27 protein-coding genes and 4 pseudogenes are annotated in these 23,371 nt (G+C 39.7%); 23 read left to right on the forward strand and 8 right to left on the reverse strand.

Features of this window, described 5'->3' with window-relative positions; all coding sequences use genetic code 11:
• Positions 1-87 precede the first annotated feature (87 nt).
• Positions 88-735 carry a class I SAM-dependent methyltransferase gene (locus ANSO36C_RS12980; RefSeq protein ID WP_251959865.1) on the forward strand — a complete coding sequence of 216 codons (648 nt, stop codon included), beginning with the start codon at positions 88-90 and terminating at the stop codon, positions 733-735.
• Between the two features lie 156 nt (positions 736-891).
• Here ANSO36C_RS12980 and ANSO36C_RS12985 read toward each other — a convergent pair whose 3' ends face one another.
• A complete protein-coding gene (locus tag ANSO36C_RS12985; protein WP_251959866.1) occupies positions 892-1,689 on the reverse strand; it encodes a dienelactone hydrolase family protein in 798 nt (265 codons plus the stop codon).
• 245 nt (positions 1,690-1,934) lie between these two features.
• On the opposite strand from ANSO36C_RS12985, the gene ANSO36C_RS12990 reads away from it, so the two are divergent.
• Both ANSO36C_RS12990 and ANSO36C_RS12995 read left to right on the forward strand, forming a co-directional pair.
• Positions 1,935-2,474 (forward strand): DUF2267 domain-containing protein, encoded by a 540-nt coding sequence (locus ANSO36C_RS12990; protein WP_251959867.1) that lies wholly within the window; start codon positions 1,935-1,937, stop codon positions 2,472-2,474.
• 63 nt (positions 2,475-2,537) lie between these two features.
• Positions 2,538-2,831 (forward strand): annotated as a pseudogene (locus tag ANSO36C_RS12995) (Uma2 family endonuclease); the annotation flags it as partial.
• 78 nt (positions 2,832-2,909) lie between these two features.
• On the opposite strand, the gene ANSO36C_RS13000 reads toward ANSO36C_RS12995, so the two are convergent.
• The 4 genes and pseudogenes from ANSO36C_RS13000 to ANSO36C_RS13015 form a co-directional block, all read right to left on the reverse strand.
• Positions 2,910-3,245, reverse strand: coding sequence for a XisI protein (locus tag ANSO36C_RS13000; protein WP_251959869.1), 336 nt, complete (start codon positions 3,243-3,245; stop codon positions 2,910-2,912).
• Positions 3,233-3,649, reverse strand: a pseudogene (locus ANSO36C_RS13005) (XisH family protein). Before ANSO36C_RS13005 ends, ANSO36C_RS13000 begins: the two are co-directional and overlap by 13 nt.
• Before the next feature lie 152 nt (positions 3,650-3,801).
• On the reverse strand, positions 3,802-4,218 hold the full coding sequence (locus ANSO36C_RS13010; RefSeq protein WP_251959870.1) for a retroviral-like aspartic protease family protein: 417 nt from the start codon (positions 4,216-4,218) through the stop codon (positions 3,802-3,804).
• A gap of 7 nt (positions 4,219-4,225) precedes the next feature.
• Complete coding sequence (locus ANSO36C_RS13015; protein WP_251959871.1) at positions 4,226-4,426, reverse strand: hypothetical protein; 201 nt, start codon at positions 4,424-4,426, stop codon at positions 4,226-4,228.
• Between the two features lie 287 nt (positions 4,427-4,713).
• On the opposite strand from ANSO36C_RS13015, the gene ANSO36C_RS13020 reads away from it, so the two are divergent.
• Genes ANSO36C_RS13020 through ANSO36C_RS13030 form a run of 3 tightly spaced genes read left to right on the forward strand, consistent with a single transcriptional unit; the run spans position 4,714 to position 6,832 of the window.
• On the forward strand, positions 4,714-5,106 hold the full coding sequence (locus ANSO36C_RS13020; protein WP_251955951.1) for a helix-turn-helix domain-containing protein: 393 nt from the start codon (positions 4,714-4,716) through the stop codon (positions 5,104-5,106).
• Positions 5,064-5,660, forward strand: coding sequence for an IS630 family transposase (locus tag ANSO36C_RS13025; RefSeq protein ID WP_251955950.1), 597 nt, complete (start codon positions 5,064-5,066; stop codon positions 5,658-5,660). Before ANSO36C_RS13020 ends, ANSO36C_RS13025 begins: the two co-directional genes overlap by 43 nt.
• A 50-nt stretch (positions 5,661-5,710) precedes the next feature.
• Entirely contained in the window at positions 5,711-6,832 is a 1,122-nt protein-coding gene (locus ANSO36C_RS13030; RefSeq protein WP_251959872.1) for a hypothetical protein, read from the forward strand.
• 107 nt (positions 6,833-6,939) lie between these two features.
• On the opposite strand, the gene ANSO36C_RS13035 is transcribed toward ANSO36C_RS13030, so the two are convergent.
• Together ANSO36C_RS13035 and ANSO36C_RS13040 are read right to left on the reverse strand one after the other, a co-directional pair.
• Positions 6,940-7,224 carry a DUF433 domain-containing protein gene (locus tag ANSO36C_RS13035; protein ID WP_251959873.1) on the reverse strand — a complete coding sequence of 95 codons (285 nt, stop codon included), beginning with the start codon at positions 7,222-7,224 and terminating at the stop codon, positions 6,940-6,942.
• An 85-nt stretch (positions 7,225-7,309) separates the two neighbouring features.
• Positions 7,310-8,653, reverse strand: a pseudogene (locus tag ANSO36C_RS13040) (site-specific integrase); the annotation flags it as partial.
• A gap of 324 nt (positions 8,654-8,977) precedes the next feature.
• Between ANSO36C_RS13040 and ANSO36C_RS34865 the strand changes: the two are divergent.
• The 12 genes and pseudogenes from ANSO36C_RS34865 to ANSO36C_RS13095 form a co-directional block, all read left to right on the forward strand.
• Positions 8,978-9,145 (forward strand): annotated as a pseudogene (locus ANSO36C_RS34865) (nitrogenase molybdenum-iron protein alpha chain); the annotation flags it as partial.
• A 190-nt stretch (positions 9,146-9,335) separates the two neighbouring features.
• The gene (nifK, locus tag ANSO36C_RS13045) at positions 9,336-10,871 is read left to right on the forward strand and encodes a nitrogenase molybdenum-iron protein subunit beta (RefSeq protein ID WP_251959875.1); all 1,536 of its coding nucleotides are present in this window, start codon (positions 9,336-9,338) and stop codon (positions 10,869-10,871) included.
• Positions 10,872-11,029: 158 nt separating this feature from the next.
• Positions 11,030-11,377 (forward strand): Mo-dependent nitrogenase C-terminal domain-containing protein, encoded by a 348-nt coding sequence (locus ANSO36C_RS13050; protein WP_251959876.1) that lies wholly within the window; start codon positions 11,030-11,032, stop codon positions 11,375-11,377.
• A 99-nt stretch (positions 11,378-11,476) separates the two neighbouring features.
• Positions 11,477-12,859 carry a nitrogenase iron-molybdenum cofactor biosynthesis protein NifE gene (nifE, locus tag ANSO36C_RS13055; protein WP_251959877.1) on the forward strand — a complete coding sequence of 461 codons (1,383 nt, stop codon included), beginning with the start codon at positions 11,477-11,479 and terminating at the stop codon, positions 12,857-12,859.
• Between the two features lie 133 nt (positions 12,860-12,992).
• Complete coding sequence (gene nifN / locus ANSO36C_RS13060; protein WP_251959878.1) at positions 12,993-14,330, forward strand: nitrogenase iron-molybdenum cofactor biosynthesis protein NifN; 1,338 nt, start codon at positions 12,993-12,995, stop codon at positions 14,328-14,330.
• A 210-nt stretch (positions 14,331-14,540) separates the two neighbouring features.
• Positions 14,541-14,954: a nitrogen fixation protein NifX gene (gene nifX, locus ANSO36C_RS13065; RefSeq protein ID WP_251959879.1), complete on the forward strand. Its 414-nt coding sequence runs from the start codon at positions 14,541-14,543 to the stop codon at positions 14,952-14,954.
• Positions 14,951-15,427: a NifX-associated nitrogen fixation protein gene (locus ANSO36C_RS13070; protein ID WP_251959880.1), complete on the forward strand. Its 477-nt coding sequence runs from the start codon at positions 14,951-14,953 to the stop codon at positions 15,425-15,427. The genes nifX and ANSO36C_RS13070 overlap by 4 nt, the downstream gene beginning before the upstream one ends.
• 77 nt (positions 15,428-15,504) lie before the next feature.
• A complete protein-coding gene (locus ANSO36C_RS13075; RefSeq protein ID WP_229548975.1) occupies positions 15,505-15,705 on the forward strand; it encodes a CCE_0567 family metalloprotein in 201 nt (66 codons plus the stop codon).
• Positions 15,702-16,019 carry a nitrogenase-stabilizing/protective protein NifW gene (gene nifW / locus ANSO36C_RS13080; RefSeq protein ID WP_251959881.1) on the forward strand — a complete coding sequence of 106 codons (318 nt, stop codon included), beginning with the start codon at positions 15,702-15,704 and terminating at the stop codon, positions 16,017-16,019. Before ANSO36C_RS13075 ends, nifW begins: the two co-directional genes overlap by 4 nt.
• 10 nt (positions 16,020-16,029) lie before the next feature.
• Positions 16,030-16,827: a HesA/MoeB/ThiF family protein gene (locus ANSO36C_RS13085; protein ID WP_251959882.1), complete on the forward strand. Its 798-nt coding sequence runs from the start codon at positions 16,030-16,032 to the stop codon at positions 16,825-16,827.
• Between the two features lie 137 nt (positions 16,828-16,964).
• A complete protein-coding gene (locus ANSO36C_RS13090; protein WP_196519596.1) occupies positions 16,965-17,336 on the forward strand; it encodes a HesB/IscA family protein in 372 nt (123 codons plus the stop codon).
• A 225-nt stretch (positions 17,337-17,561) separates the two neighbouring features.
• On the forward strand, positions 17,562-17,861 hold the full coding sequence (locus ANSO36C_RS13095) for a 2Fe-2S iron-sulfur cluster-binding protein (protein ID WP_229553977.1): 300 nt from the start codon (positions 17,562-17,564) through the stop codon (positions 17,859-17,861).
• Between the two features lie 159 nt (positions 17,862-18,020).
• On the opposite strand, the gene ANSO36C_RS13100 is transcribed toward ANSO36C_RS13095, so the two are convergent.
• Positions 18,021-18,230 carry a TOBE domain-containing protein gene (locus ANSO36C_RS13100; RefSeq protein ID WP_251959883.1) on the reverse strand — a complete coding sequence of 70 codons (210 nt, stop codon included), beginning with the start codon at positions 18,228-18,230 and terminating at the stop codon, positions 18,021-18,023.
• Between the two features lie 437 nt (positions 18,231-18,667).
• Here ANSO36C_RS13100 and ANSO36C_RS13105 point away from each other — a divergent pair, with 437 nt between their 5' ends.
• The 5 genes from ANSO36C_RS13105 to ANSO36C_RS13125 all read left to right on the forward strand — a co-directional run bounded on the left by ANSO36C_RS13105 (position 18,668) and on the right by ANSO36C_RS13125 (position 23,342).
• A complete protein-coding gene (locus ANSO36C_RS13105) occupies positions 18,668-19,549 on the forward strand; it encodes an AAA family ATPase (RefSeq protein WP_251959884.1) in 882 nt (293 codons plus the stop codon).
• Positions 19,550-19,585: 36 nt separating this feature from the next.
• On the forward strand, positions 19,586-20,725 hold the full coding sequence (gene lysS / locus ANSO36C_RS13110; protein ID WP_251959885.1) for a homocitrate synthase: 1,140 nt from the start codon (positions 19,586-19,588) through the stop codon (positions 20,723-20,725).
• A gap of 486 nt (positions 20,726-21,211) precedes the next feature.
• Positions 21,212-21,700: an ankyrin repeat domain-containing protein gene (locus ANSO36C_RS13115; RefSeq protein WP_251959886.1), complete on the forward strand. Its 489-nt coding sequence runs from the start codon at positions 21,212-21,214 to the stop codon at positions 21,698-21,700.
• Positions 21,663-22,949: a nitroreductase family protein gene (locus ANSO36C_RS13120; RefSeq protein WP_251959887.1), complete on the forward strand. Its 1,287-nt coding sequence runs from the start codon at positions 21,663-21,665 to the stop codon at positions 22,947-22,949. Before ANSO36C_RS13115 ends, ANSO36C_RS13120 begins: the two co-directional genes overlap by 38 nt.
• Positions 22,950-22,967: 18 nt before the next feature.
• Positions 22,968-23,342, forward strand: a complete 375-nt coding sequence (locus tag ANSO36C_RS13125) for a hypothetical protein (protein WP_251959888.1) — start codon at positions 22,968-22,970, stop codon at positions 23,340-23,342.
• The last annotated feature ends 29 nt before the right edge of the window (positions 23,343-23,371 follow it).

Consider the following 23,371-nt stretch of genomic DNA (forward strand, 5'->3'; position numbering starts at 1 on the left):
TTATTACGGTAGTCAGTTTTAAATCAGCATCATATTGTACATACAGATGGGTAATTAAAACCAGTAGTTATATTTGTTAAGGAACCTATGCAGATAAATCAGGTGATCGAAACCTACGATCGCGGGGCGGTGGATTATGACGCAATTATGAAGCGTTACTGGCACATTGAGCGCGAACCGTTAATTGCTTCCTTGCAGCTTCAGTCAGGACAAACCGTACTAGATGCTGCGGTAGGAACAGGTCTTAATCTTTCAGCTTACCCTGAAGGGGTAAGTGTCGTTGGTGTTGATCTTTCTCATAAGATGATGGATGAAGCACGTAAAAAGCACGTATCCGCAGACATCACCTTTAAGGTATCGGATCTTTGCAATCTGGATTTTCCTGATAATAGCTTTGATGCAGCAGCATCAGGATTTACCCTCTGTGTCCTTAACGATCCAGTCCGCGCTCTTGAGGAGATCCTACGAGTTACCAAACCTGGTGCATTAATTGCCATTCTCGATTACTGCAAATCGCAAGATCCAGAGATTCAAAAATGGCAAGAGTTAATCGCTGATGGTACTTCACAGCTAGGCTTCCCAACTGACAAAATCAAGTGGAATGCATTAATGAATTATGACAAATTGATTTACAACAGCAAGCTAACCATTGAAGTGCTTGCAGACAATCGCACAGAAAGTCCAAACCCGTTTTTATGTGGTTGCCAATTACTACTTAAAAACTCAAAAGTTTAAAGCCAACAGTATCGCACTCTTATAATTTTGTTTTGTAGTGAGGACTTTAGTCCTCTCTACGAGACGCTACGCGGTTAGCGCAGCTATGCCCAAAAGGTTTTATAAAATGAGGACTGAAGTCCCGACTACAAACATTTTTAATAGCTTGTAACTATATTACAAGTTATTTTCAAACAATTCTAGAACATATTGCCAAGCATCAGGAGCAGCTTCTGGGTTATAACTTGGGTGCTGCTCTAAAAATGGGTACTTATCTTTGAAAAATCCGGCAAAGAATCCATGTCCGGCATCGTATCGAAATACACGATGATTGATTTGATGTTTCTTTAATTCTGCTTCTATTTGCTCATTTTCTTCCTGGGAAATTAATGTATCTCTTGTACCAAAAAATGCATAAATAGTACCTTTAATTTCCGAGGTACGATTAATGGTTGGAGTCTCTTCACCATAACTAGAAGTGGTAATTCCACCACCATAAAACGAAGCTGTGGCTTTGATATCGGGTAAAGTTGCAGCTATGTAAGCAACATGACCACCAAAACAGAAACCAATGACACCAATCGAATTATCTTTGACATTGGGTAAAGTTTTGAGGTAGGTAATGGCAGCTTGAATATCGCTTAAAATCTCGTGATACTTAACTTGTTGATAATATTCCAACCCCAGCTGATATGCTTCTGGACTAAAGCCAGCATCTTCTGGGCTAAAGTCAGCCTCAAAACCGGGAGCAGTACGTTGATACATCGCCGGGGCGATCGCTACATAACCTTGTTTAGCGATTAATTCGGTGATATCTCGAATATTACTATTGATTCCAAAAATTTCTGGAAAAACTATAACCGTGCCAAAGGTTCCGTTTTGTGCTGGTTGAGCTAAGTAAGCATCAATTTCTAAACCATTGTTAGGTACTTTGACATGGCAAGTGTTAATTTCGATGTTTTTTGTTTCTAGCATCTTTGTTTAGGCTGATTTTATACCAACTCATTTATTTTGACTGGTTTTCGACACAGACGGGCACAAACATCAGAAGTATTGCTCTCCTCAACCATGACTTTACAGCTATGAGCAGATCAAAGAAATTTCTAACTTTTGAATAGATACCATCTCAAACTTCTGGATGATGCTAGGGGTTTTTGATTTGTGCGACCTTACATAAAGTAAGCATAAAGACTCAAAATTAATAACCACAAGAAAAAACAATGCCCGATCAAAGTTTTAGAACAAATATTCCAGAAATTGACCCAACAGAGATTGAAGATACTCGAACTGCGATCGCAGACGAACATCGCTCATTTCTGGAAAAAGTCATGGTTCGAAGCGGATTTGCAGATTTGTATGACACAAGAGACTTTACCGAAGTTGTGTATCGCGTTATGCGCGACTTGATGACAACAGAAGCTAGCGATCGCGTCGCAGCAGAACTGCATACAGAAGCTGTGCCTACAGATGAGAAAGCACTCCAGTTTGAAGTAGCTGATTTGTGGAAAGATACCAATCCAATTGTGGGATTTTTAAGCCGGGTTCGTCCACCCTGGCAAGGCCCTGGTATCTTTAAGATCGATTCCGATCGCTTCCTGTTCCGAGTTGCTAATGAAGGTGGGAAGCCGGGAACTGTAGACAGAGAGCAAGCGGTTAAAGCAGTGTTTTCTGCCACCAAAGACGAACTTTCCGAAGAACGGATTCAGGAAATTGCTAGCTGGCTACCTGATTATGTACGTCAGCTTTGGGAGCAAGCTTAATTAGAAGGCTAAAACAAAGTCAAGCCTGGTTTGTGATGATTACTCACAAACAGGCTTCTTATATTAAATGCTGAACGTCTAGATGAAGTATTGAATCCCACGCTGATTGTTGAAGTTCTATCCCCTTCCACCGCAGATTGCGATCGCCAAAGTAAATTTCGGATGTATCGATCAATTCCGAGTTTTAGCGAATATTTATTAGTCGAGCAAGATGAACCTTTTGTGGAACGCTACAGTAAACAAGCCGAAGGTTGGTTGCTCAGTGATTTTAGCGGTTTAGAGGTATCTATTTCTTTAGATTCAGTTGGGGTTGAATTATCGATGGCAGAAATTTATCGCGGCGTTGTTTTTGAGTAAATCAGCTTTGTGACGATGTATGCATTGGGAGGGGTGATCTTAAACAGAGGTTTTGCTATCATCACTTATTATACAAATTCACGCTACGCCATATTGCGTATATTGACGTTGATAAAATGGCTGTAGTCCCAAAACAATATCCTCTTTAGGTACTCCCATCTCAGTCAAGTCTTCAGCAATTTGGATATCTGTCATATTACGTTGAATCCATATCTTTTCATCTTTGATATCAAGATGTATCACACAATTATAAATTCGGTCATATCCATCCCAACCAATCTCTAAAATCTGATAATGATCTCGTGCAGTATCGAATATCAGTTGAATTTCAACATCTTCCTCTGAAGATTTGTAACTGCCATACTTCGTTAGTAACTTCTGAATATATTCACGATATTGGTCTAGCTTTGCCATTGTACAATCACCTCAACCTTTGGATCGTAAACTATTAACTTAACTTGATACTCTTGTACTGAACTTTAGCCAAAGTCTCGGCTAAATAGTGAGCGATAGGTTGAGACTGGAACTGCTAAAAACAAAACTCGTTCAGGCTCCCTAATTCGCAAAGCCAATCGATAATTGAGAAATTGCTCCAAAGCTGCATGGTACTCAAACAGTTCTGAATCCCCTAAAAAACTTTTGATCTCAACAGCAGTTTTTTCAGTTCCTCGCTCGGCTGGTAATATTTTTTCTGCACCTAAATCGATTGACATTTTATCTTTGGCAAACTTAACTACTAGCGGATCTTGCGTGATGATCCACCCTTCTTTTTCAAGTCCTCCTTTGACAGCTTCGTGAAAAATGTCTCTTGCAGACATGGACAGAACCAGAACTTAATACCTTTATAATACCGAAGCATTGTCAATCAATGCAATAACGCACCATACGCGAGGAATGCGATCGCCTACTGATATGATGAAGGTGCATTGTGATTTGCGATAACGCATACTACATTGGGGATGCGATCGCATTACGACTGTGGATACACATCAAATACTAGTTGTGAACGATAGAAACACACATCAAACTCCAAAAAGAAGTTCATACGTCCTAGCAACAAAGGTACATCATTAGACAAACTCCACGCAAAAACTAACCGAACAGGCTCAAACGATCCAATCTGAGCAGATACAAGCAAACCTCTTGCTTCAATGGGAGCCAAATTACCAGCCAACGTTACAGAAATTGTCTGTTCTTCCCAAATAGCGCCTAGTTGAATACCAATACTATATGGCAGAACGCTAACGCTTGCTCCAGTATCTAACAAACCAGAAACGTCTACTGATGAGTTACGATAGGTTAATATTAATGGTAGCTTTGGCAGCGCATCAGGAACACCAAATGTATCGTATCCCTCTGTAAAGGAAAATCTTTGAGGATTAACCATTGTGCATTTACTCGTCTGACTCTAGCAGTTGAGAAAGTTGATGTGCAGCTGCGTGGGAATTAAGTGGCGACCAAATAGGGTAAGTTGCTCCTTGCTCTAATGATGGTTCTTCATCCTTAGATAATTCTGAAACTAGAAACTGCATGACTTTGAGTTTATCTGCACGAGTTAAATTTCGCAGGGTAGGAAATAGCTCTACGGCGTTCATAATTGTCATCCTGGAAATGAATCAATATTTCTATCTTTCCACAAATTTTATCACATTGTTGAAAGCTGGAACAATCCGATAACAATTACAGCATAATTACGAATACTCAGTATAAAGAAAATCTAGTTATGATGGAGAGCAAGTTCTCTCTTAAGACTAAACTCGTATCAAGCAAAACTGCAATTACCTTAATGATTTTGCTTTTAGTCTACAAAAATCAAGATTGACTTAATACAGCGCTTCCGCCTGTTATAAGGTACACTAGGTTAAAATATAAATACTTTTAAATGAAGTCATACTCTATCGAGCTTCGAGAAAAAATAGTTGCAGCACATATTCAAAAAAATATCTCAATCAGGAAAGTAGCTAACATATTTTCTGTCTCAAAGAGTTTAGTGCAAAAGCTTGTAAAACAACAAAAACTTGAAGGAAATTTACAACCAAAGCCGCGAGGAAAACCACAATTTAGTCATCTGACAAATGCTGACATAGAGTTAAGAGAATTAGTTGAAGCACATCCAGATGCAACATTGATAGAGTTGTGTGAATTATTTGCAGACAAAACTGGTAATTGGGTAGGTCGAAGTGCAATGTGTCGTGCCTTACAAAAATTAGGATTAAATCGTAAAAAAAAACATTGCGGAGTAGTCAAGCAGCAACAGAAAGAGTTCAAAAACTAAGAGTAGAATATTGGGAACAGGTCAGAGATATAGATCCAGATAACTTAGTATTCCTAGATGAGACAGGAGTTTTATTAGGTCTGGCAAGAACTCATGCGCGTTCGCAACAAGGAACAAGAGCTTACGACCAAAAACCATTTTATAGAGGTGCAAAAGTCACAGTAATTGGAGCAATTAGTATTAAAAAAGTAGTGGCGTTAATGACGATGAATAACTCAATGGATAGCCAAGCATTTGATGTATTCATTGAGAAGTTTTTAGCGCCTAATTTATGGACAGGAGCAGTAGTCGTCATGGATAACTTACCTGCCCATAAACTAGCATCAATTGTACCAATGATTGAAGCTGTAGGTGCGAAAGTTATTTGTTTATCCTCATACTCTCCTGATTTTAATCCAATCGAGTTATGGTGGTCACAACTCAAATCTTTTTTACGCAGTTTTGCTCCAACTACAACAGAAATGGTTGATACAGTAATCTCAGTTGCACTCGACTTAATGAATCCTCAACATTTAAAAAACTGGTTTACTAATTGTTGCTATTGTACCTCATAACACCGGGAAGTGCTGTATATCATGTCAAACTCACATGGAAGCACAAAATAATGCTCAGAACATTTGTCTATTTTGATGCCTCAACGATTGATTATGAGGTATTGCAGCAAATCTACTCTACAAACAGTCAACTCCAGGAAGTTGAGCAAAATATATGTGTTTTTGAGTTTGATGCTATAACATTTGCCCATGCATTAATGTTGTTAGGGCAAAATGGAAACCGATTTGGTTATGATCTTTCGCTCTACCTTAGTACAGTAGTTTATTTTTTTAATAATTCAACTACATCTGTTAATGGATTAATAATTGTTGATCAAGGCTCTTCAGATTTTAAAAAACGTATTTCTGAAGATTTAGGAGTTGCAATATCCTCTTTGTTTATGGCTCAATCATTTCAGATTAAATGGGAAACTATTACTCAAATACCTCAAAATAAAAAGCTTTCAAAAAAGACTCCTGACTTTTTGGGATTTAACCTAAATGATGAAAGATATATTTATGAATCAAAAGGAACGACTCAGCCACAGAATATCGAAAGTGCCATGACTAAGGCACTGGAGCAATCGAAAGGCTATCCAGAAACTGCTACAGGCAAATTTGCGATTGTTTCGTACTTTCCGACGGGAGGCAAAAGTATGCCACCGTTCACATTTATTGCAGATCCTCCAATTTCTGACATTTTTATACCTGAAAGAGAGAATTCAATACTTTTGCATTACACTCATGTTCTTAGCTTTGCTGGCTTAGACAATACTTTACGATTTTATGAAAATTTGCTAGTAGAAAAATTTAAATTGGATAGACAAGATGAGCAAGAAAGAACTTTATATCGATTTCCAAGAAATCTTGGGCTTCAACGTTTCTTAGATACAGTAATACAAACTTTTGAGCAAGAAAGGGTAACAAAAGATACTTTTGCATGGAGAAATATAACTTATATAGGAAGGTATTTAGACCTTCCAGACGGCAGAAGCCGACTATTTACGGGTGTTCATGTGGAGACAATAGAACAGATCCTTAGACTTGATACCAACATTCAGGTATTTAGCAATACTCGTGTTCGAGAGAATGGAGAAGAAATTAGTACCTTGTCTGACGGAACAATCTTTAAAATTCAAGCACCAGATGCCGAAAATCAACGTTTTCCTGCTAAACCACTTAAATTTAATTAATGTATTTTAATAATGCTTATCTAACACTTTTGAAACTCCCCTTGCTCTCAATGCTTTGATAAATCGCTGATCCATTGAGTCTTCATCAATAAATAATCGAATTGGACTCATATTGCTTGCCCCATTTCTGTAGCTAACCGCTTGTAATCTGCTTTTTCAGCAGAGATATACGCCTCAATTTCCTCTCGATTAGCGTGATAATAAGTTAAAGCAGCATAAACCTGAACAAGATTTACATTTCCCATGCGTTCTGCAATTTCTTCTGCATTCAGTCCAAGTTTGTACCAAGCTGTGATGCGTTGAACAGAAACTCTAGTACCAGCAATGCGAGGACGACCCCCTAAAGTTTCAGGTGACTTAACAATCAGTGTTCCAATGTCAGTAGCCGACATAAATATCTTAATGGGTTTATTTTGATGATTTTTCACCCATAAATCATAGCAAATTATATAAAGATGCTATGATTTACCATTAAATTTAACTTTGTTTATAAACCATTTCCATTTTCAACTTCTCAATCTCCAATCTCAATTTGTCATTCTCCATCTTCAAATTAGCGTTATCCTCCCTAATCAACTCAACTTCATTTCTCTTACTCAAAGCTTGATTAATCGCCAACTTCCTCATATCTAGTGAAAACCAACGCTGATAAGTTTGCGTGTGAACCTGCACACTATGCCCCAAATTATCCGCCGCAGCTTTAATTGGTATCCCTAAAATATGCGCCCGGATTGCCCAAGCGTGACGTAAATCATAAGGTTTAAAATCCAATCCTATTTTGCGAAACCACCAACTTATTCGCTGTGTCAACGCTGTTATCTCAGCATGATTGGTGTTATCTTTTTTAGCGATCGCACTCCCCAACATCTCTACATATCTAGGATTTCTCAAATCAAAATCTTCAATCCATTGCCGATGTAATGGTAATGCTTGTCTCTCACCAGTCTTAGAATCCTTATGAACCTTCCATGTCAAATCTACATTTTCTTGACTCAACCACCAATCAATATCAGGATTAATAAAAAGTTCCCGTGGGCGTAAACCAAAAACTGCTAACATTCCATACGTCCAGCGCCAGAGTTGCCAGCTATCTTGAACATTTTGATTTACTTGATTACCTCTGTTATGCAAATAATCTTCAAATTTTAGAATTCCATCAGCTATTTCCGCATCTGTAGGGATAGTGCGGGAGTTATTCTCAGGCATTTTGGAATACTTAGATAAATCGATTTCGATTTTAAATGTCATGCAAAATGCCGATATAGCTCTAGCTGCATTATATTTAGCCCATTCCTTATCGATTTGTTCAATGGAACTTATCAGATTGGCAGCAGTAGCTAAATCTTGAGGATTCGTAAATCGTTTAGTTCGGGAAAAGTAATAAAAAAAAGTATGTTCGCTTTTGGTAGTTCGTTTATGAGTCCTAAAATACTCTTCTTCAAATTGTTCGAGTAATTCTCCTATAGTCTTAAATTCTTTTTTAATCGCTTCATTTCCTAAATATTTATCATTCCACTCAAAAGTTTTCCGAGCGATTAACTTCCCTAACTCATAGGCTTCTTCCTCAGCCGTCTTGAGTCCATCCAAGTTAGAGGGAATATTCAAGCTGATATTGTATTGTTTTCTCCCAGTACCATTACTATCTTTGTCTCCCGGCTTAATTGGTAACGTCGCCCGTAATTGCAGACTTCCATTCGATTCTCTAATTGTCACCTTTGCCTTTGCAGACTTCAAACGCAGATTAACTTTCTCTAATTCCAGTAGTACTTTCGTTTTCATGTGTTCTTTTTGCTGCTGTGCTTGCAGAGATGAGCAAAAAAACGGGCGATTTTTTAATCACCTTGGTTCAGGACAACATTTAGATGATGCGTAATATCATATCCGCTTGATTGCTTATTAAACCCGAAGAACCTCACCCCGCCAAAGCTACGCTTTGTCTCCCCTCCCCGCAAGCGGGGAGGGGATTAAGGGGTGGGGTTCTTTTCTTATGGGTAATTTAGCGGACATGATATGAGTCCTGAACCTGATTATGCATCGCTGTGTTTTTAGCCTATATTTAGGCTAAAAATAAATGTGTTATCAACGAACAATGCTTATCGCTGACACTGTTTACTGCAAACATTAGGCTGTTGAAAAGAATTAAACCACAAAAAGGATTACTCCGGCCCTTATCACGGTTATGACGGCTTTGCCATCTTCGCACGCGACATGGACTTGGCACTCAACAGCCCAACCTGGGGATTCATTGGCGCTCCTTGGAATGAAAAAGCTCAGGCTAAGAAGGCTGAAGCTAAGGCTAAGGCTGCCGTTTAGGGAAATGGGAGAGTCAGATAAGTAAGGATAACCTGGGGCTAAAGCCCCAGGGGGGAGTTGGGAATACAAAATTCAAAATTGAAAGATTAAAAATTTATTTTGATTTTTGCATTTTGAATTTTGAATCATATTCCCACTCCCTACTCCCACCTCAATTAGTAAAGAATTCAGTAACCTTGGAGATCCAGAAATGCCTCAGAATCCAGAAAAAATTCAAGATCACGTCGAGTTATTCCACCAACCAGAGTACAAACAGCTATTTGAAAACAAAAAGCAGTTTGAAAATGGTCACGAAGCCGAAGAAGTAACACGAGTTGCAGAGTGGACAAAGGGTTGGGATTATCGTGAAAAGAACTTCGCTCGTGAAGCTTTAACCGTTAACCCTGCTAAAGCTTGTCAACCATTGGGAGCAATCTTTGCTGCTGTTGGTTTTGAAGGTACTCTACCTTTCGTTCAAGGTGCTCAAGGTTGCGTTGCTTACTTCCGCGCCCACTTAACCCGTCACTACAAAGAACCATTCTCTACTGTGTCTTCTTCAATGACTGAAGATGCAGCCGTGTTTGGTGGTCTGCAAAACATGATTGACGGTTTGGCGAACTCTTACCAACTGTACAAGCCTAAGATGATTGCTGTCTGCACAACTTGTATGGCAGAAGTAATTGGTGATGACTTACAGTCTTTCATCAACAACGCCAAAGAAGCTGGTTCAGTTCCTAAAGATTTCCCAGTTCCCTACGCTCACACTCCTAGCTTTGTCGGTTCCCACATCACTGGTTACGACAACATGATGAAGGGAATTCTTTCTAACGTGACCGCAGGTCAGAAGAAAGAAACCAGCAATGGTAAAATCAACTTCATCCCAGGTTTTGACACCTACGTAGGCAACAACCGCGAAATCAAGCGGATTGCTTCTTTGTTCGGCTTTGACTACACAATTTTAGCCGACAACAGCGACTACCTCGATTCACCAAACACAGGTGAATTCGATATGTACCCAGGTGGTACAAAGTTAGAAGATGCAGCAGATTCAATCAACGCGAAAGCAACGATCGCTCTGCAAGCACACTCTACCATCAAAACCCGCGAATACATTGAAAAAGAGTGGAAGCAACCAACCTCAGTTTCCCGTCCTTGGGGCATCAAGGGTACTGATGAGTTCTTGATGAAACTCAGCGAATTGAGCGGTATTCCCATTCCTCAAGAATTGGAAATCGAACGCGGTCGTGCAGTTGATGCCATGACTGACTCTCACTCATGGCTTCACGGCAAGCGCTTCGCTATCTACGGCGAACCAGATTTAGTATACTGCGTAGTTGGCTTTATGCTAGAAATGGGTGCTGAACCTGTGCATATCTTGGTTCACAACAGCAACGAAATATTTGAAGCAGAAATGAAAGAATTGCTTGCTTCTAGCCCCTTTGGTCAACATGCAACTGTTTGGCCTGGTAAGGACTTGTGGCACATGCGTTCACTGCTGTTCACCGAACCCGTAGACTTGCTCATCGGTAACAGCTACGGTAAGTACCTGTGGCGCGACACCAAGACTCCCTTAGTGAGAATTGGCTATCCTATCATAGATCGTCACCACTTACACCGCTACACCACCATCGGTTATCAAGGTATAATCAACCTCCTCAACTGGACTGTAAACACCCTGTTTGAAGAAATCGATCGCAACACCAACATTCCTTCTAAGACAGATATTTCCTACGATTTGATTCGTTAGAAATTGCGTAGAAACACAACGTGTTAATTAAGGGTAAAGAAGGGGAGTAGGGAGTAGGGAGTAGGGAATGGGGAAATATCTAAACCCAATGCCCAATGCCCAATTCCCAATCCCCAACTTCCCTTTTTCTTGATAGCATTTACCCAAGGTATATATAGATGGAAACCATCAATCACACTCACGAACATACTCACACTCATCCTCATCCTAATTACCATCCACCTAATCAGAAAAAACCAGGGTGGTTCCACAATCTTCTTAATCCGTTACGCCGTGTAGTAGATGGAATTCAGATTAAAAATAATCGCTTCGCTCATCTAATTTGCCAAACAATTCCTTGTTGTTGTCCCTTTGAGCGACAAATTAAATTATTTGGGAAGACTATTGATATTCCACCACTATGTAAACTCAATCCTTTATATGACGAATTTGTAGGATTGCGTTTTCGCGCTCTATCTTACCTCGCTGATGTTTGTGGAGAGGATGTCACAAGATACATTTGTTAGTCATTGGTCATTGGTCATTAGTCATTGGTCATTAGTCATTAGTTGTTAGTTATCCAAATGACAAATGACAAAGGACAATTAACAATTAAGAGAAGAGACATGAAAAGCACCCAAGGTAAAATCAACGAACTGCTGACTGAGACAGGATGCGAGCATAATCAGCACAAACAAGCAGAAAAGAAAAACAAATCATGCGCTCAACAGGCACAACCTGGCGCGGCTCAAGGGGGCTGTGCCTTTGATGGTGCAATGATTTCTCTAGTGCCGATCGCAGATGCAGCGCATCTAGTCCACGGGCCGATCGCCTGTGCTGGTAATTCCTGGGGCAGTCGTGGTAGTCTGTCGTCTGGCCCTCAACTCTACAAAATGGGCTTTACGACTGACTTGGGTGAAAATGATGTTATCTTTGGTGGCGAAAAGAAGCTCTACAAAGCGATTCTGGAACTCAAAGAGCGCTACCAACCCGCAGCAGTATTCGTCTACGCCACTTGCGTTACAGCCTTAATTGGCGATGATATGGATGCTGTCTGCAAAGCGGCGGCTGAGAAAATTGGTATTCCTGTTGTTCCCGTCATTGCCCCAGGATTCATTGGCAGTAAAAATCTCGGCAACCGTTTCGGTGGTGAAGCTTTATTAGAATATGTTGTCGGAACAGCAGAACCGGAACATACAACGCCTTATGATATTAACTTAATCGGTGAATACAACATCGCCGGGGAAATGTGGGGAGTAACACCACTGCTAGAAAAATTAGGCATTCGTATTCTGTCTAAAATTACGGGCGATGCTCGCTACGATGAAATTCGCTACGCCCACCGCGCCAAGCTCAACGTCATGATCTGCTCACGAGCGTTGCTGAATATGGCGAGAAAGATGGAGGAGCGTTACAACATCCCCTACATTGAAGAGTCTTTCTACGGCATCGATGATATGAATCGCTGTCTGCGAAATATCGCTGCTAAATTAGGCGACGCTGATTTACAGGAGCGGACAGAAAAGCTGATTGCAGAAGAAACGGCTGCTTTAGATTTGGCACTGGCTCCCTATCGCGCTCGACTCAAAGGTAAGCGGGTTGTATTATATACAGGTGGTGTTAAGAGTTGGTCGATTATTTCGGCTGCTAGGGACTTAGGCATTGAAGTTGTTGCTACCAGTACTCGCAAAAGTACTGAAGAAGATAAAGCCAAGATCAAGAAGTTGATCGGCAACGATGGCATCATGCTGGAGAAAGGCAACGCTCAAGAATTGTTACAACTGGTTAAAGACACTCGCGCAGATATGCTGATTGCTGGTGGACGTAACCAATACACAGCTTTGAAAGCTCGAATTCCTTTCCTTGATATCAACCAAGAACGTCACCATCCTTATGCAGGTTATGTGGGAATGATTGAGATGGCGCGGGAACTGTACGAAGCTCTGTATAGCCCGATTTGGGAACAAATACGCAAACCCGCTCCTTGGGAAGAAGAGGAGGAAGTTTAATGGTAACAACACCAAATTCTCATCTTTTCCTCTCTGTGCCCTCTGCGTCCTCTGTGGTTCAAAAAAATCATTTTTCAACCGCAGAGGCGCAGAGAACGCAGAGTAAAGAGCTTCCAAGTGAGGAGGTAGTTTAATGGCGATCGTTACTGTTTCCGATAAAGCACTGACAGTTAATCCCCTCAAGCAAAGTCAAGCTTTGGGCGCAACCTTAGCCTTTTTGGGATTAAAAGGGACGATGCCCTTATTCCACGGTTCCCAAGGTTGTACTGCTTTCGCTAAAGTTGTCCTGGTGCGGCATTTCCGAGAAGCGATTCCCCTTGCTACGACGGCGATGACGGAAGTCACTACTATCTTGGGTGGTGAAGAGAATGTGGAGCAAGCAATTCTGACTCTGGTGGAAAAGGCTAACCCAGAAATTATTGGTTTATGTAGTACTGGGTTAACGGAAACTAGAGGCGATGATATTGAAGGGTTTCTTAAGGAAATCCGCGATCGCCATCCCGAATTGAATGATTTAGCGATCGTTTTTGCACCTACCCCAGATTTTAAAGGTGCGTTGCAAGATGGCTTTGCCGTAGCTGTTGAAAGCATAGTTAAAGAAATTCCTCGCGCGGGTGGACTCAGAACTGAACAAGTCACGATTTTGGCGGGTTCTGCCTTCACACCAGGGGATGTACAGGAAATCAAAGAGATAATCACATCCTTTGGATTAGTACCGATCTTTGTACCTGACCTTGGCGCTTCTCTAGATGGACATTTAGAGGATAATTATAGTGCAGTTACAGTCAGTGGGACTACCTTAAAACAGCTACGAGAAGTAGGTAGTTCTGCCTTTACCCTGGCATTGGGCGAAAGTATGCGGGGGGCTGCCAAGATTCTGGAAGAACGCTTTGGCACACCTTACGAAGTGTTTGGCGAACTGACGGGATTGGAACCAGTAGATGAATTTATCCAAGCATTGGCGATTCTGAGCGGTAACAGCGTACCCGAAAAATACCGCCGCCAACGCCGTCAGTTGCAAGATGCGATGTTGGACACCCATTTTTACTTCGGTGCAAAACGAGTTTCCTTAGCGCTGGAACCAGATTTGTTGTGGTCAACGGTGCATTTTTTGCAATCGATGGGTAGTCAAATTCATGCTGTGGTGACAACCACGCGATCGCACCTCTTAGAAAAGCTCCCAGTTAAAAGCATCACCATCGGCGACTTAGAAGACTTTGAGAGTTTAGCTGGTGGTTCAGATTTGCTGATTGGTAACTCAAATGTGGGTGCGATCGCAAAACGCCTCTCAATCCCTCTTTATCGTCTAGGATTGCCCATTTATGACCGTTTAGGTAATGGTCAATTTACTAAAGTTGGCTATCGAGGCACGATGGAGCTTTTATTTGGCATCGGCAACCTGTTTTTAGAGGCAGAAGAAGCGAGAGTTAAGCAGTTCCAAGAGTTCGGAATTGTGAGCGCTGAGTTTTGAATTCTTCTTCAAGAATTCAGGAGTCAGAATTCAGAATTCAGAATGCGTTTCAGAAAGAGTAAAACCTGCCACTGATGGTTTGCATTTGGCATTTCCATAGGGAAAACCACTAAATATGCAGATTTAATTCTTACTCCTGAATTCTGACTCCTGACTCCTGGATTCCTTCTTATCAATTCAAAATTCAAAACTTTAGAGAGGAGAATTACAATGAAAATAGCCTTCACGACGAGCGACCGAGTTCATATTAACGCCCACTTTGGATGGGCAAAAATGATTGATGTTTACGAAATTACCGATGAGGGATATCACTTCGTAGAAACCCTCACCTTTGAAGGTGAACTCAAAGAAGATGGGAATGAAGACAAAATCACCCCAAAACTTGAGGCAATAGACGACTGTACGATTATTTACGTAACAGCAATTGGTGGTAGTGCCGCCGCTCGGTTAATCAAGAAAGGTGTCACCCCAGTGAAGGCGCGATCGGAAGAAGAAGAAATTAGTGAAGTGCTAAATAAGCTAGTGAAAACCCTCAAAGGTAATCCTCCACCTTGGTTGCGTAAAGCTTTACAGCCAAAAACTACAAACTTTGCTGATGAAATTGAAGACGAAGCAACAGTATGACCGCAAATAATAGTGTTAACGGAACCGCTACAACTGAAGTCTTGAACTCACCTTTTCTTAAGGTATTAATCAACCAAATCCGTGGTCAAGACAGCTATGGAGTTTATCGTACTTGGTCGGATGAGTTGATTCTCAAACCCTTTATTGTCACCAAACAAAAAAAACGGGAAATATCCGTTGAAGGCGAAGTTGATGCGGTAACTCAAGCCCGGATTATGGCATTTTTTCGGGCTGTAGCTGCTGGTATTGAACAAGAAACAGGTTTGATATCTCAGGTTGTAGTTGATTTGAGTCATGAAGGATTTGGCTGGGCGCTAGTTTTTTCAGGTCGTCTTTTGCTAACTGTGAAAACCCTGCGAGATGCTCAACGCTTTGGCTTTGACTCAGTAGAGAAATTAGCCGAAGAGGGAGAGAACTACGTCAAAAAAGGCCTTGATTTGGCGAAGCGCTTTCCTGAAGTTGGCAAAATTTAATTGGTCATTAGTCATTGGTCATTGGTCATTAGTAAAAGACAAATGGCTAATGATAACAGACAAAGGACGAATGACAAATGACAATTGAGGAACTACAAGGACAAATCAGACGGCTCAACAGCAAAGCAGGTCAAATGAAAATGGATCTGCATGATTTAGCTGAAGGACTGCCAACAGATTACAAACAACTAATGGATGTTGCAGCCGCGACTTATGAAATCTATCGCCAGTTAGATGAACTCAAGCAACATCTGAAACAATTGGAGAATGCGAAATGACTGGAACAATTGATGAATTCAAGAAGCTCGTAGATGCAGAAGAATTTTTTCAATTCTTTAATATGTCCTACGACTTAGAAGTTGTGAATGTGCATCGTCTACATATTCTGAAAAAGTTTTCTCAACATATTCAGGAAATTGATGATAATTCTCCTGACTTGAGTCAAGAAGAGAAATTAAATCAATATTCTTTGGCTTTGCAAAAAGCTTATCAGTTATTTACCGAATCGACAGCTTATGAACAAAAGCTGTTCAAAGTGTTTAACGACAAGCCGAAAAATGTAGTCACACTGACAGAAATCACTTCTGATTAGGAGGTATAAATTGGTTAACCTAACGCCTACCGAATTAGAACGCTATCGTCGCCAAATGATGCTTCCAAATTTTGGCGAAACAGCACAGAAACGCCTGAAGTCAGCGACAGTTTTGGTTACAGGTGTGGGGGGATTAGGCGGTACGGCGGCGCTTTACTTAGCAGTAGCGGGCGTTGGGCGGCTAATCCTAGTCCGGGGTGGTGACTTGCGGCTAGATGATATGAATCGTCAGGTTCTCATGACTGATGATTGGGTAGGTAAGCCAAGGGTATTCAAAGCTAAAGAAACTCTGGATGCGATTAATCCTGATGTCCAAGTGGAAATTGTTCATGATTACATCACCCCGGAAAATGTAGATTCGTTAGTGCAATCTGCTGATATGGCTCTTGATTGCGCCCACAATTTTACAGAGCGCAATTTGTTAAATGAAGCCTGTGTGCGATCGCGTAAGCCAATGGTAGAAGCCGCAATGAATGGGATGGAGGCTTACCTGACAACGATTATTCCTGGTGTGACTCCTTGTTTATCTTGTCTGTTTCCAGAAAAGCCTGATTGGGATCAGCGCGGCTTTTCAGTTCTAGGCGCTGTTTCTGGGACACTAGCTTGTCTAACGGCGCTGGAAGCGATCAAACTAATCACCGGGTTTAGTCAGCCTCTATTATCGCAATTGCTGACAATCGACCTAAATCGGATGGAATTTGCTAAACGCCGTTCTCACCGCGATCGCTCTTGTCCAGTATGCGGCAATAGTGCGCCTTGGAGACACGCGCAATCCAATTCGATGGAACCCACAGTCAATAGTCATTAGTCATTCAATTTTAGATTTTGAATTTTGGATTGAAGGATAAATCTAAAATCTAAAATCTAAAATCCAAAATTGCCAGAGTCAGATGACAACCTACACCTGAAATCAAAACAACTAATCGCTACAAATCAGGAGACTTCATGGCCGTTATTTTATCAGAAAAAGCAGAATTTCATCTGCGAGCATTCCTGAAAGGTTCAGCACCCGACGCTGATGGCGCAACTAAAGGTGTCCGCATCTCGGTAAAAGATGGTGGTTGCAGTGGCTATGAATATGCGATCGATATTACTAGCAAACCCCAACCAGATGATTTGGTAAGTCACCAAGGCAAAGTGCTAGTTTACGTTGATGCCAAAAGTGCGCCGTTATTAGACGGAGTTATCGTTGACTTCGTTGAGGGAGTGATGGAAAGCGGTTTTAAATTCATCAACCCCAATGCAACTGATACCTGCGGTTGTGGAAAGTCTTTCAAAACAGACGACGGTACGCCTACTGGTGTACCTTGCAGCTAACATCATTCCGTTAGCGCTAAGTCAGTTGTAGAGGCTTCCCATAGACGCACTTCGCATTTCAATGCCCTTGAGGTAGATTCTAGTTCGCCTTGCATCCCTTACCTCTATAAAGAAGCTGATTAAACTTAGCATCTCTGTAATAAGAAGGGAAGCAAAAAGTAGGATAGGTTGCTCAAAAAATTCGGAAATTAGACCAACTGTATAACGTTTGAGGAGAATCTGAAAATGGCTTCCTACCAAGTTAGATTAATCAACAAAAAAGAAGACCTCGACACCACAATTGAAGTTGACGAAGAAACCACCATCTTAGAAGCAGCAGAAGAAAATGGGATTGAGTTGCCCTTTTCATGTCATGCAGGCTCTTGCTCTAGCTGTGTTGGTAAAGTTGTCGAAGGTGAAGTTAATCAAGACGATCAAAACTTCCTGGATGACGATCAGGTTTCTAAAGGATACGCTTTACTTTGTGTAACTTATCCTCGTTCTAATTGCACAATTAAGACTCATCAAGAAGCGTATCTCGTTTAAACTCTTACTTTGGTTACTGCCTTTAGCTACCAAAGAAAATACATTTACCTCACTCCTTTGATAACTAATTCTAGGAGTGAGGCCACTAATCTATAGATATGAATGCAATTTGATATCAGAAATAGAGTGGCTTGCAAGTAAAGCCAAATTGCCTATTTTTCACTCAACAGCAACTATCACATCTGATGATTTAATCACAGCATAAGCTTCCTTACCTTCTACAAGTCCTAGCTTTTCTGCTGATGATTTTGTAATGATTGACACTAGCTCTACCCCTGGTGCTATCTCTAAAGTTATCTCAGTATTGACTGTCCCAGGTAAAACTTTTTTTACAATACCTTTAAGAGAATTACGAGCGCTAATTTCCATGTTTTGCTTGCCAATGTTAGCTATTTATACTTTAGTAAAGTAGCAACTTTTAATATTAAAACTGTTCATTTTTAAAATATCTTAATAATTTGGAAATGCTTCTCATTACCTAACGGCTATATCTCTATAAAATGAATGTTACAAGGAAGCATAGTCATGTGCTATGCAACTCCGGATAAAACAATTTAAAAAAATAATATCAATAGGTGTTATCAAGAATAAGATTATTAATTAAATCTGATATATTTTCTGTATAAATACTGAGGGCTAGAGAATATTTTTGTATTTATACTAACTAAAAAATAGTCGTATTGAGGATTAGAGTAAGCTTTAAAGAGGCTTGCCAGAAAAGTAGAGTATCGTTTTTAAAACGAAAAAATCCTTGAGTATTTTAGTTAAAACTTAATTTTAATAAGCTAACAAAAGAGGTTTATATTGTGCAGCAGATAATTAATACAACAAGAGCAAATTTATTTTTTGAACACTTAAGTCCAGGTGTAGGCGTAGGGTTTCCTGCACCTAAAGACTGGTTGCCAATAACAAGTTTTCCTTTACTAATTATAGTGGGTATGACTGGAGTGGGAAAAAGCACAATCACAAAAACTTTGGCTGAAGAAGGCTTGGATTTCACACTTTTACCTAATCGTCGTGTTTTAACCGAACGCGTAATAATTGCGCCGATGTTAAAAATGCAAGAGAAACTCGTACAACCACATTGCCGGATTAAACGCCTAACTTATACTCGCCTTTATCGAGAATACTTTCCTGGTGGAATGGGTCACATTTTAGCTTCGTTGCACGTTAATCCCGAACAAGTCAACTCTATGTTAGTTTTTGATGGTTTGCGTGGTGAAAATGAGGTTCGCTATGCAGCTACGACTTTAAAAAGTGCTAAGTTTGCGATGTTGACTGCACCAAATACGGTGCGTATAGAAAGGCTTTTGAAACGCCATGATTCTTTTGACCAGATTGTTAATCAAGAGTTAGAAGATAATCGGCAAATTGTCCCAGAAACACTGACTAATTTTGCTAGTTTGGGAGTACCAGAGGCGTCTGCTTATTTTACTCCTAAAGAAGAACAAGAAATTTTAGAAATTGCAAAAAAACAAGTTGTTACAGATGTAGAATTGCGCGAGAAACTAAAAATATTTGTGGAAGAGAGTCAAAACTATGATCCGGTTTCCACGAAACAGATTTTAGAAGGGATGGATACAAGCGATCGCTCTCTTATAATTGATACTATAGTCAGTCCCCAAGAATCAGCCAAAGCAATTATTTCTAGATTATGCAAGTCTGTTGATATAAAAACTAACAAGTAAGCATTATTAGTAATAATTAGCACAAAGGATAAATCAGTGTCGCTATCTGAATTTGCAATTGTAGAAAGCACTCTCCGTGAAGGCGAACAATTCGTCAAAGCCAATTTCTCTTCAGATGATAAAGTCGAAATCGCTGAGGCTCTTGCTGCATTTGGAGTAGAATATATCGAGTTAACGTCGCCAATTGCTTCACCTCAATCTAGACGAGATTGCAAACGATTGGCTCAGTTAGCCTTGCCATCCAAAATATTAACTCACATCCGTTGTCACTTAGAAGATGCCAAAATTGCTCTATCAACAGGTGTAGCTGGAATTAATTTAACTATAGGTAGTTCTTCTTTGATGCGTCAGTTTAGTCATGGTAAAAATATTAATCAAATTATTGATTTAGCATCTGAAGTTTTAACTTTTATTCATCAGCAAGCTCCCGATATTGAGTTACGATTTTCTGCTGAGGATTCGTCACGCACTTCCACAGAAGATTTAATTACAATTTACTCGGCGATTGAGAAATTAGGAGTTGTCAAACGTATAGGAATTGCCGATACGGTAGGAATTATTACTCCGATGCAAATATTTGAATTAGTGAAGACTTTGCGCCAGTTCACCAATTTAGATATTGAGTTTCATGGTCATAATGATACAGAATGTGCAAATGCTAACAGTTATACAGCACTGGAAGCGGGAGCAACTCATATTAATACTTGTGTTCTGGGTATTGGTGAACGCAATGGTATTACCTCATTAGCTGGATTTATCGCTAGATTATATGCTACAAATCCAGAACAGATCAAATCTAAATATCGTTTGGATCAACTTGGTTACTTGCATGAATTAGTTGCAAGAAAAGTGGGAATTTCTATTCCTTTTAACCACTGTGTTTTTGGTGAAAGTGCTTTTAGCCATAAAGCTGGCATTCATACTAAGGCTATGCTTAATAACTCCAAGACTTATGAGGCTATTAATCCCCGGAGTTTTGGTGTGACGCGCTCAATTTTAATTAATCATAAATTGGCTGGAAAACAGGCGGTTAATCACCGAGCTAATGAACTAGGACTTTCTTTTAATTTGTCTCAGCTTGAAGATATTACCCATAGATTGAAAACTTTAGCTGACAAACAAAGTCTTACCATCGAAGATGTAGACAATATTTTATATTCTTATCATTGCCAGTAAATTTAAAAATACACGTCCTTCCTTCTCAGTTCGCTGGCTTCTTGAAGAAGGCAGCGAACTAGAGCCATCTTTATGACATATCTGTTATTAATCTATATTATGAAATACAACTGTAATAGTTACTGCTTTTAAATTACTTTTCAAGCTTTTTTAATAAGAATATCTATTGATCTTTATAAATGATTCAGAATTTAAACTTATAAAGTTGATAGCATATATGTAAGTGAAAATAATTTAAATAACATTTCTGCAAAAATGGTGGGCAATGCTCACCATTCTATTTACCAAGCAAATTTATATTAGTAAATTAGCACCTGACTTTTCACGGGATCTGGAAAGCCTCTCTCTAAATCTCTCTCCTAAAAAGAAAGAGACTTTGAATTTTCTCCCTTCCCGATGCGGGAAGGGGGTTAGGTCTTTCGTGCGCTTTTCCACATAACGTGAAAAGTCAAAATTAGTACAAATTAAGCTAGCAAAGGAATACTTATGAATCGAACCAACAGCCATAATTTGAGTGAAGCAACAACCCAATGGTTAATAGAAAAAGGCTATGATTCCAGCGATTTAAATCAGCCTGGTGAAAATGGCGATACAGCTTTGATGAAAGCTACAAGAGAAGGAGTTGCTACGGTTGTCAAAGAATTAATTGATGCAGGTGCGGATATCAATGTTCGAAATAGCGATCGCAATAATGCTTTGTGGTTTGCTTGTTTTGGTAATCACTACGATTTAATTAATTTACTACTTGCGAACAACATTAATATTGACAACCAAAATGATAATGGTGCAACTGTTTTAATGTACGCAGCTTCAGCCGGAAAGGCAGAAGTCGTCAAGTTACTTTTACAACATCATCCTAATTTATATTTAAAAAACTTAGACGATTATAAAGCGATAGATTTTGCTAGCAACGTAGAAGTTTTAAGGATACTTAAAAATGCCATTCAGTCAGATATCGGGCAAAGCTTATCATGATGCTACCAAGCATTCTTACTTATCGGTACAACTTGATCCAAATTATGTAGACGCTTCAACCCAGCCATCTGCATTTAAAGTTTATCCCAAGTTTTATCGGAGAGTGAAATTAAATCTCAATAATCCTGTTCATTCTTTTATCTCTTTAACCAGTGCAATAACACTAGAAAAAGTATATAAAGATGGCCCCTATAAATTGCGGGTGAATCCATCAGCAGGCGCTCTGTATCCTACGGAAGTTTACGTACAGGTTCGCGGGATTGAGGGAATGATAAATGGTATATACCATTTAGAAGTTGAGAATAATTGTCTAACTCTCATCTATGAATTAATTGATGATGGGTTAGAGAATTATATTATACCGGGTAAATGTATCAACGGATTCATCTTTTTAATTAGTTGTGTTTATTATAGGTCTAGCTGGAAATATCAAAATAGAAGCATAAGGTATTGCTTCTTAGATAGCGGACACCATTTAGGTGCAGTTGCGGCTTCAGCTTTTCTCCACAACCGAGATATACAACTAATTTTCGACTTTGATAAACTTGCGCTCAATTCAGATTTGGGTTTTGAGAATAAGGAGTTTATCACGGCTTGTGCGGTGTCAGGAGAAGTACAAGACAAGAACATCAGACGCTTAAGGTTGAAAATTCCTTTTGTCTCTGGTACTGATTATTTTGAATCCAATCAATTTATTGAAGATGCTTATCAAGCAACTGCTCTACAAAAGAGTCGTCAGCAGCAATTAGAGTATCCTCAATTTGATTTTGAACGGGATCAATTTTATCAAACAATTTGGGATAGACGTTCTATTAGACGTTTCCGGAAAGAGTCTATTTCTCAAGAAGATTATTTATATGTAGTACAACAACTTCAGCAGTCAATACCGACAGAAAATTATGAGCAAATAGAAATTTACTCAGTAGTGCATCGAGTAGAAGGAATGACACCTGGGTTATATAAAGGTACGTATCTGGTTAAAGCGGGTAACTTTAGCGATAAGACAGGTTACTTATGTATTAATCAGGCTATTGCTAGAGATGGCGCTGTAACTTTATTTTTTGTGTCAGATTATTTAAACTATCAAACTGCTATGCAAATAGCTGGTTTTCTCGGACAAAGGCTTTATTTAACTAGTAATTATTTGGGAATTCAGTGTAGTGGAATTGGTGCGTATTATGATGACGAAACCCAAGAATTATTAGAAACAAATAAAGATGTACTTTATGGAATGGTGATTGGAATATAAGCAGGAAGCTAAAGAGATATGGCTAGAAAGATGTATTACTTCAATGGTGATGACTCACATCCTATGCAACCGACATCTGCGGATATTATACTGCGGCAACAGCTAGAGTATTCTATTAGCAGATATTTTTATGACGCTTGCGATCGCACCATTCAAAATCTTCTATCTGATTGTCGGTGGTATGTCACAACCCACGCCAATGCTCTGACATTGGTAATTGAATGTCCCGATCAAGTTATTAATTGGCGTGTTTTACAAAAAATTGTGCCAATGGGAACATTACTACATGGAATTGTTAGCAGTGCTAAAATCCGTGTTTGTCCGCCAGAGAGTCAAGGCATACCTTTTGAAATGAGGGTAGATGAACTTTCTGTTTATCGGGATTGGGCATGATTCGATTTTGGATTTTGGATTTTGGATTT

Origin of the sequence: Nostoc cf. commune SO-36 (genome assembly GCF_023734775.1) — a bacterium.
In the GTDB taxonomy this organism is placed as follows: domain Bacteria; phylum Cyanobacteriota; class Cyanobacteriia; order Cyanobacteriales; family Nostocaceae; genus Nostoc; species Nostoc commune_A.

Excerpts from the sequence above, each read along its gene's own strand:
- ANSO36C_RS12980 (WP_251959865.1), top strand. The coding sequence starts at position 88 with ATGCAGATAAATCAGGTGATCGAAACCTACGATCGCGGGGCGGTGGAT.
- ANSO36C_RS12985 (WP_251959866.1), bottom strand. The coding sequence starts at position 1,689 with ATGCTAGAAACAAAAAACATCGAAATTAACACTTGCCATGTCAAAGTA.
- ANSO36C_RS12990 (WP_251959867.1), top strand. The coding sequence starts at position 1,935 with ATGCCCGATCAAAGTTTTAGAACAAATATTCCAGAAATTGACCCAACA.
- ANSO36C_RS13000 (WP_251959869.1), bottom strand. The coding sequence starts at position 3,245 with ATGGCAAAGCTAGACCAATATCGTGAATATATTCAGAAGTTACTAACG.
- ANSO36C_RS13010 (WP_251959870.1), bottom strand. The coding sequence starts at position 4,218 with ATGGTTAATCCTCAAAGATTTTCCTTTACAGAGGGATACGATACATTT.
- ANSO36C_RS13015 (WP_251959871.1), bottom strand. The coding sequence starts at position 4,426 with ATGAACGCCGTAGAGCTATTTCCTACCCTGCGAAATTTAACTCGTGCA.
- ANSO36C_RS13020 (WP_251955951.1), top strand. The coding sequence starts at position 4,714 with ATGAAGTCATACTCTATCGAGCTTCGAGAAAAAATAGTTGCAGCACAT.
- ANSO36C_RS13030 (WP_251959872.1), top strand. The coding sequence starts at position 5,711 with ATGCTCAGAACATTTGTCTATTTTGATGCCTCAACGATTGATTATGAG.
- ANSO36C_RS13035 (WP_251959873.1), bottom strand. The coding sequence starts at position 7,224 with ATGTCGGCTACTGACATTGGAACACTGATTGTTAAGTCACCTGAAACT.
- nifK (WP_251959875.1), top strand. The coding sequence starts at position 9,336 with ATGCCTCAGAATCCAGAAAAAATTCAAGATCACGTCGAGTTATTCCAC.
- ANSO36C_RS13050 (WP_251959876.1), top strand. The coding sequence starts at position 11,030 with ATGGAAACCATCAATCACACTCACGAACATACTCACACTCATCCTCAT.
- nifE (WP_251959877.1), top strand. The coding sequence starts at position 11,477 with ATGAAAAGCACCCAAGGTAAAATCAACGAACTGCTGACTGAGACAGGA.
- nifN (WP_251959878.1), top strand. The coding sequence starts at position 12,993 with ATGGCGATCGTTACTGTTTCCGATAAAGCACTGACAGTTAATCCCCTC.
- nifX (WP_251959879.1), top strand. The coding sequence starts at position 14,541 with ATGAAAATAGCCTTCACGACGAGCGACCGAGTTCATATTAACGCCCAC.
- ANSO36C_RS13070 (WP_251959880.1), top strand. The coding sequence starts at position 14,951 with ATGACCGCAAATAATAGTGTTAACGGAACCGCTACAACTGAAGTCTTG.
- ANSO36C_RS13075 (WP_229548975.1), top strand. The coding sequence starts at position 15,505 with ATGACAATTGAGGAACTACAAGGACAAATCAGACGGCTCAACAGCAAA.
- nifW (WP_251959881.1), top strand. The coding sequence starts at position 15,702 with ATGACTGGAACAATTGATGAATTCAAGAAGCTCGTAGATGCAGAAGAA.
- ANSO36C_RS13090 (WP_196519596.1), top strand. The coding sequence starts at position 16,965 with ATGGCCGTTATTTTATCAGAAAAAGCAGAATTTCATCTGCGAGCATTC.
- ANSO36C_RS13095 (WP_229553977.1), top strand. The coding sequence starts at position 17,562 with ATGGCTTCCTACCAAGTTAGATTAATCAACAAAAAAGAAGACCTCGAC.
- ANSO36C_RS13100 (WP_251959883.1), bottom strand. The coding sequence starts at position 18,230 with ATGGAAATTAGCGCTCGTAATTCTCTTAAAGGTATTGTAAAAAAAGTT.
- ANSO36C_RS13115 (WP_251959886.1), top strand. The coding sequence starts at position 21,212 with ATGAATCGAACCAACAGCCATAATTTGAGTGAAGCAACAACCCAATGG.
- ANSO36C_RS13120 (WP_251959887.1), top strand. The coding sequence starts at position 21,663 with ATGCCATTCAGTCAGATATCGGGCAAAGCTTATCATGATGCTACCAAG.
- ANSO36C_RS13125 (WP_251959888.1), top strand. The coding sequence starts at position 22,968 with ATGGCTAGAAAGATGTATTACTTCAATGGTGATGACTCACATCCTATG.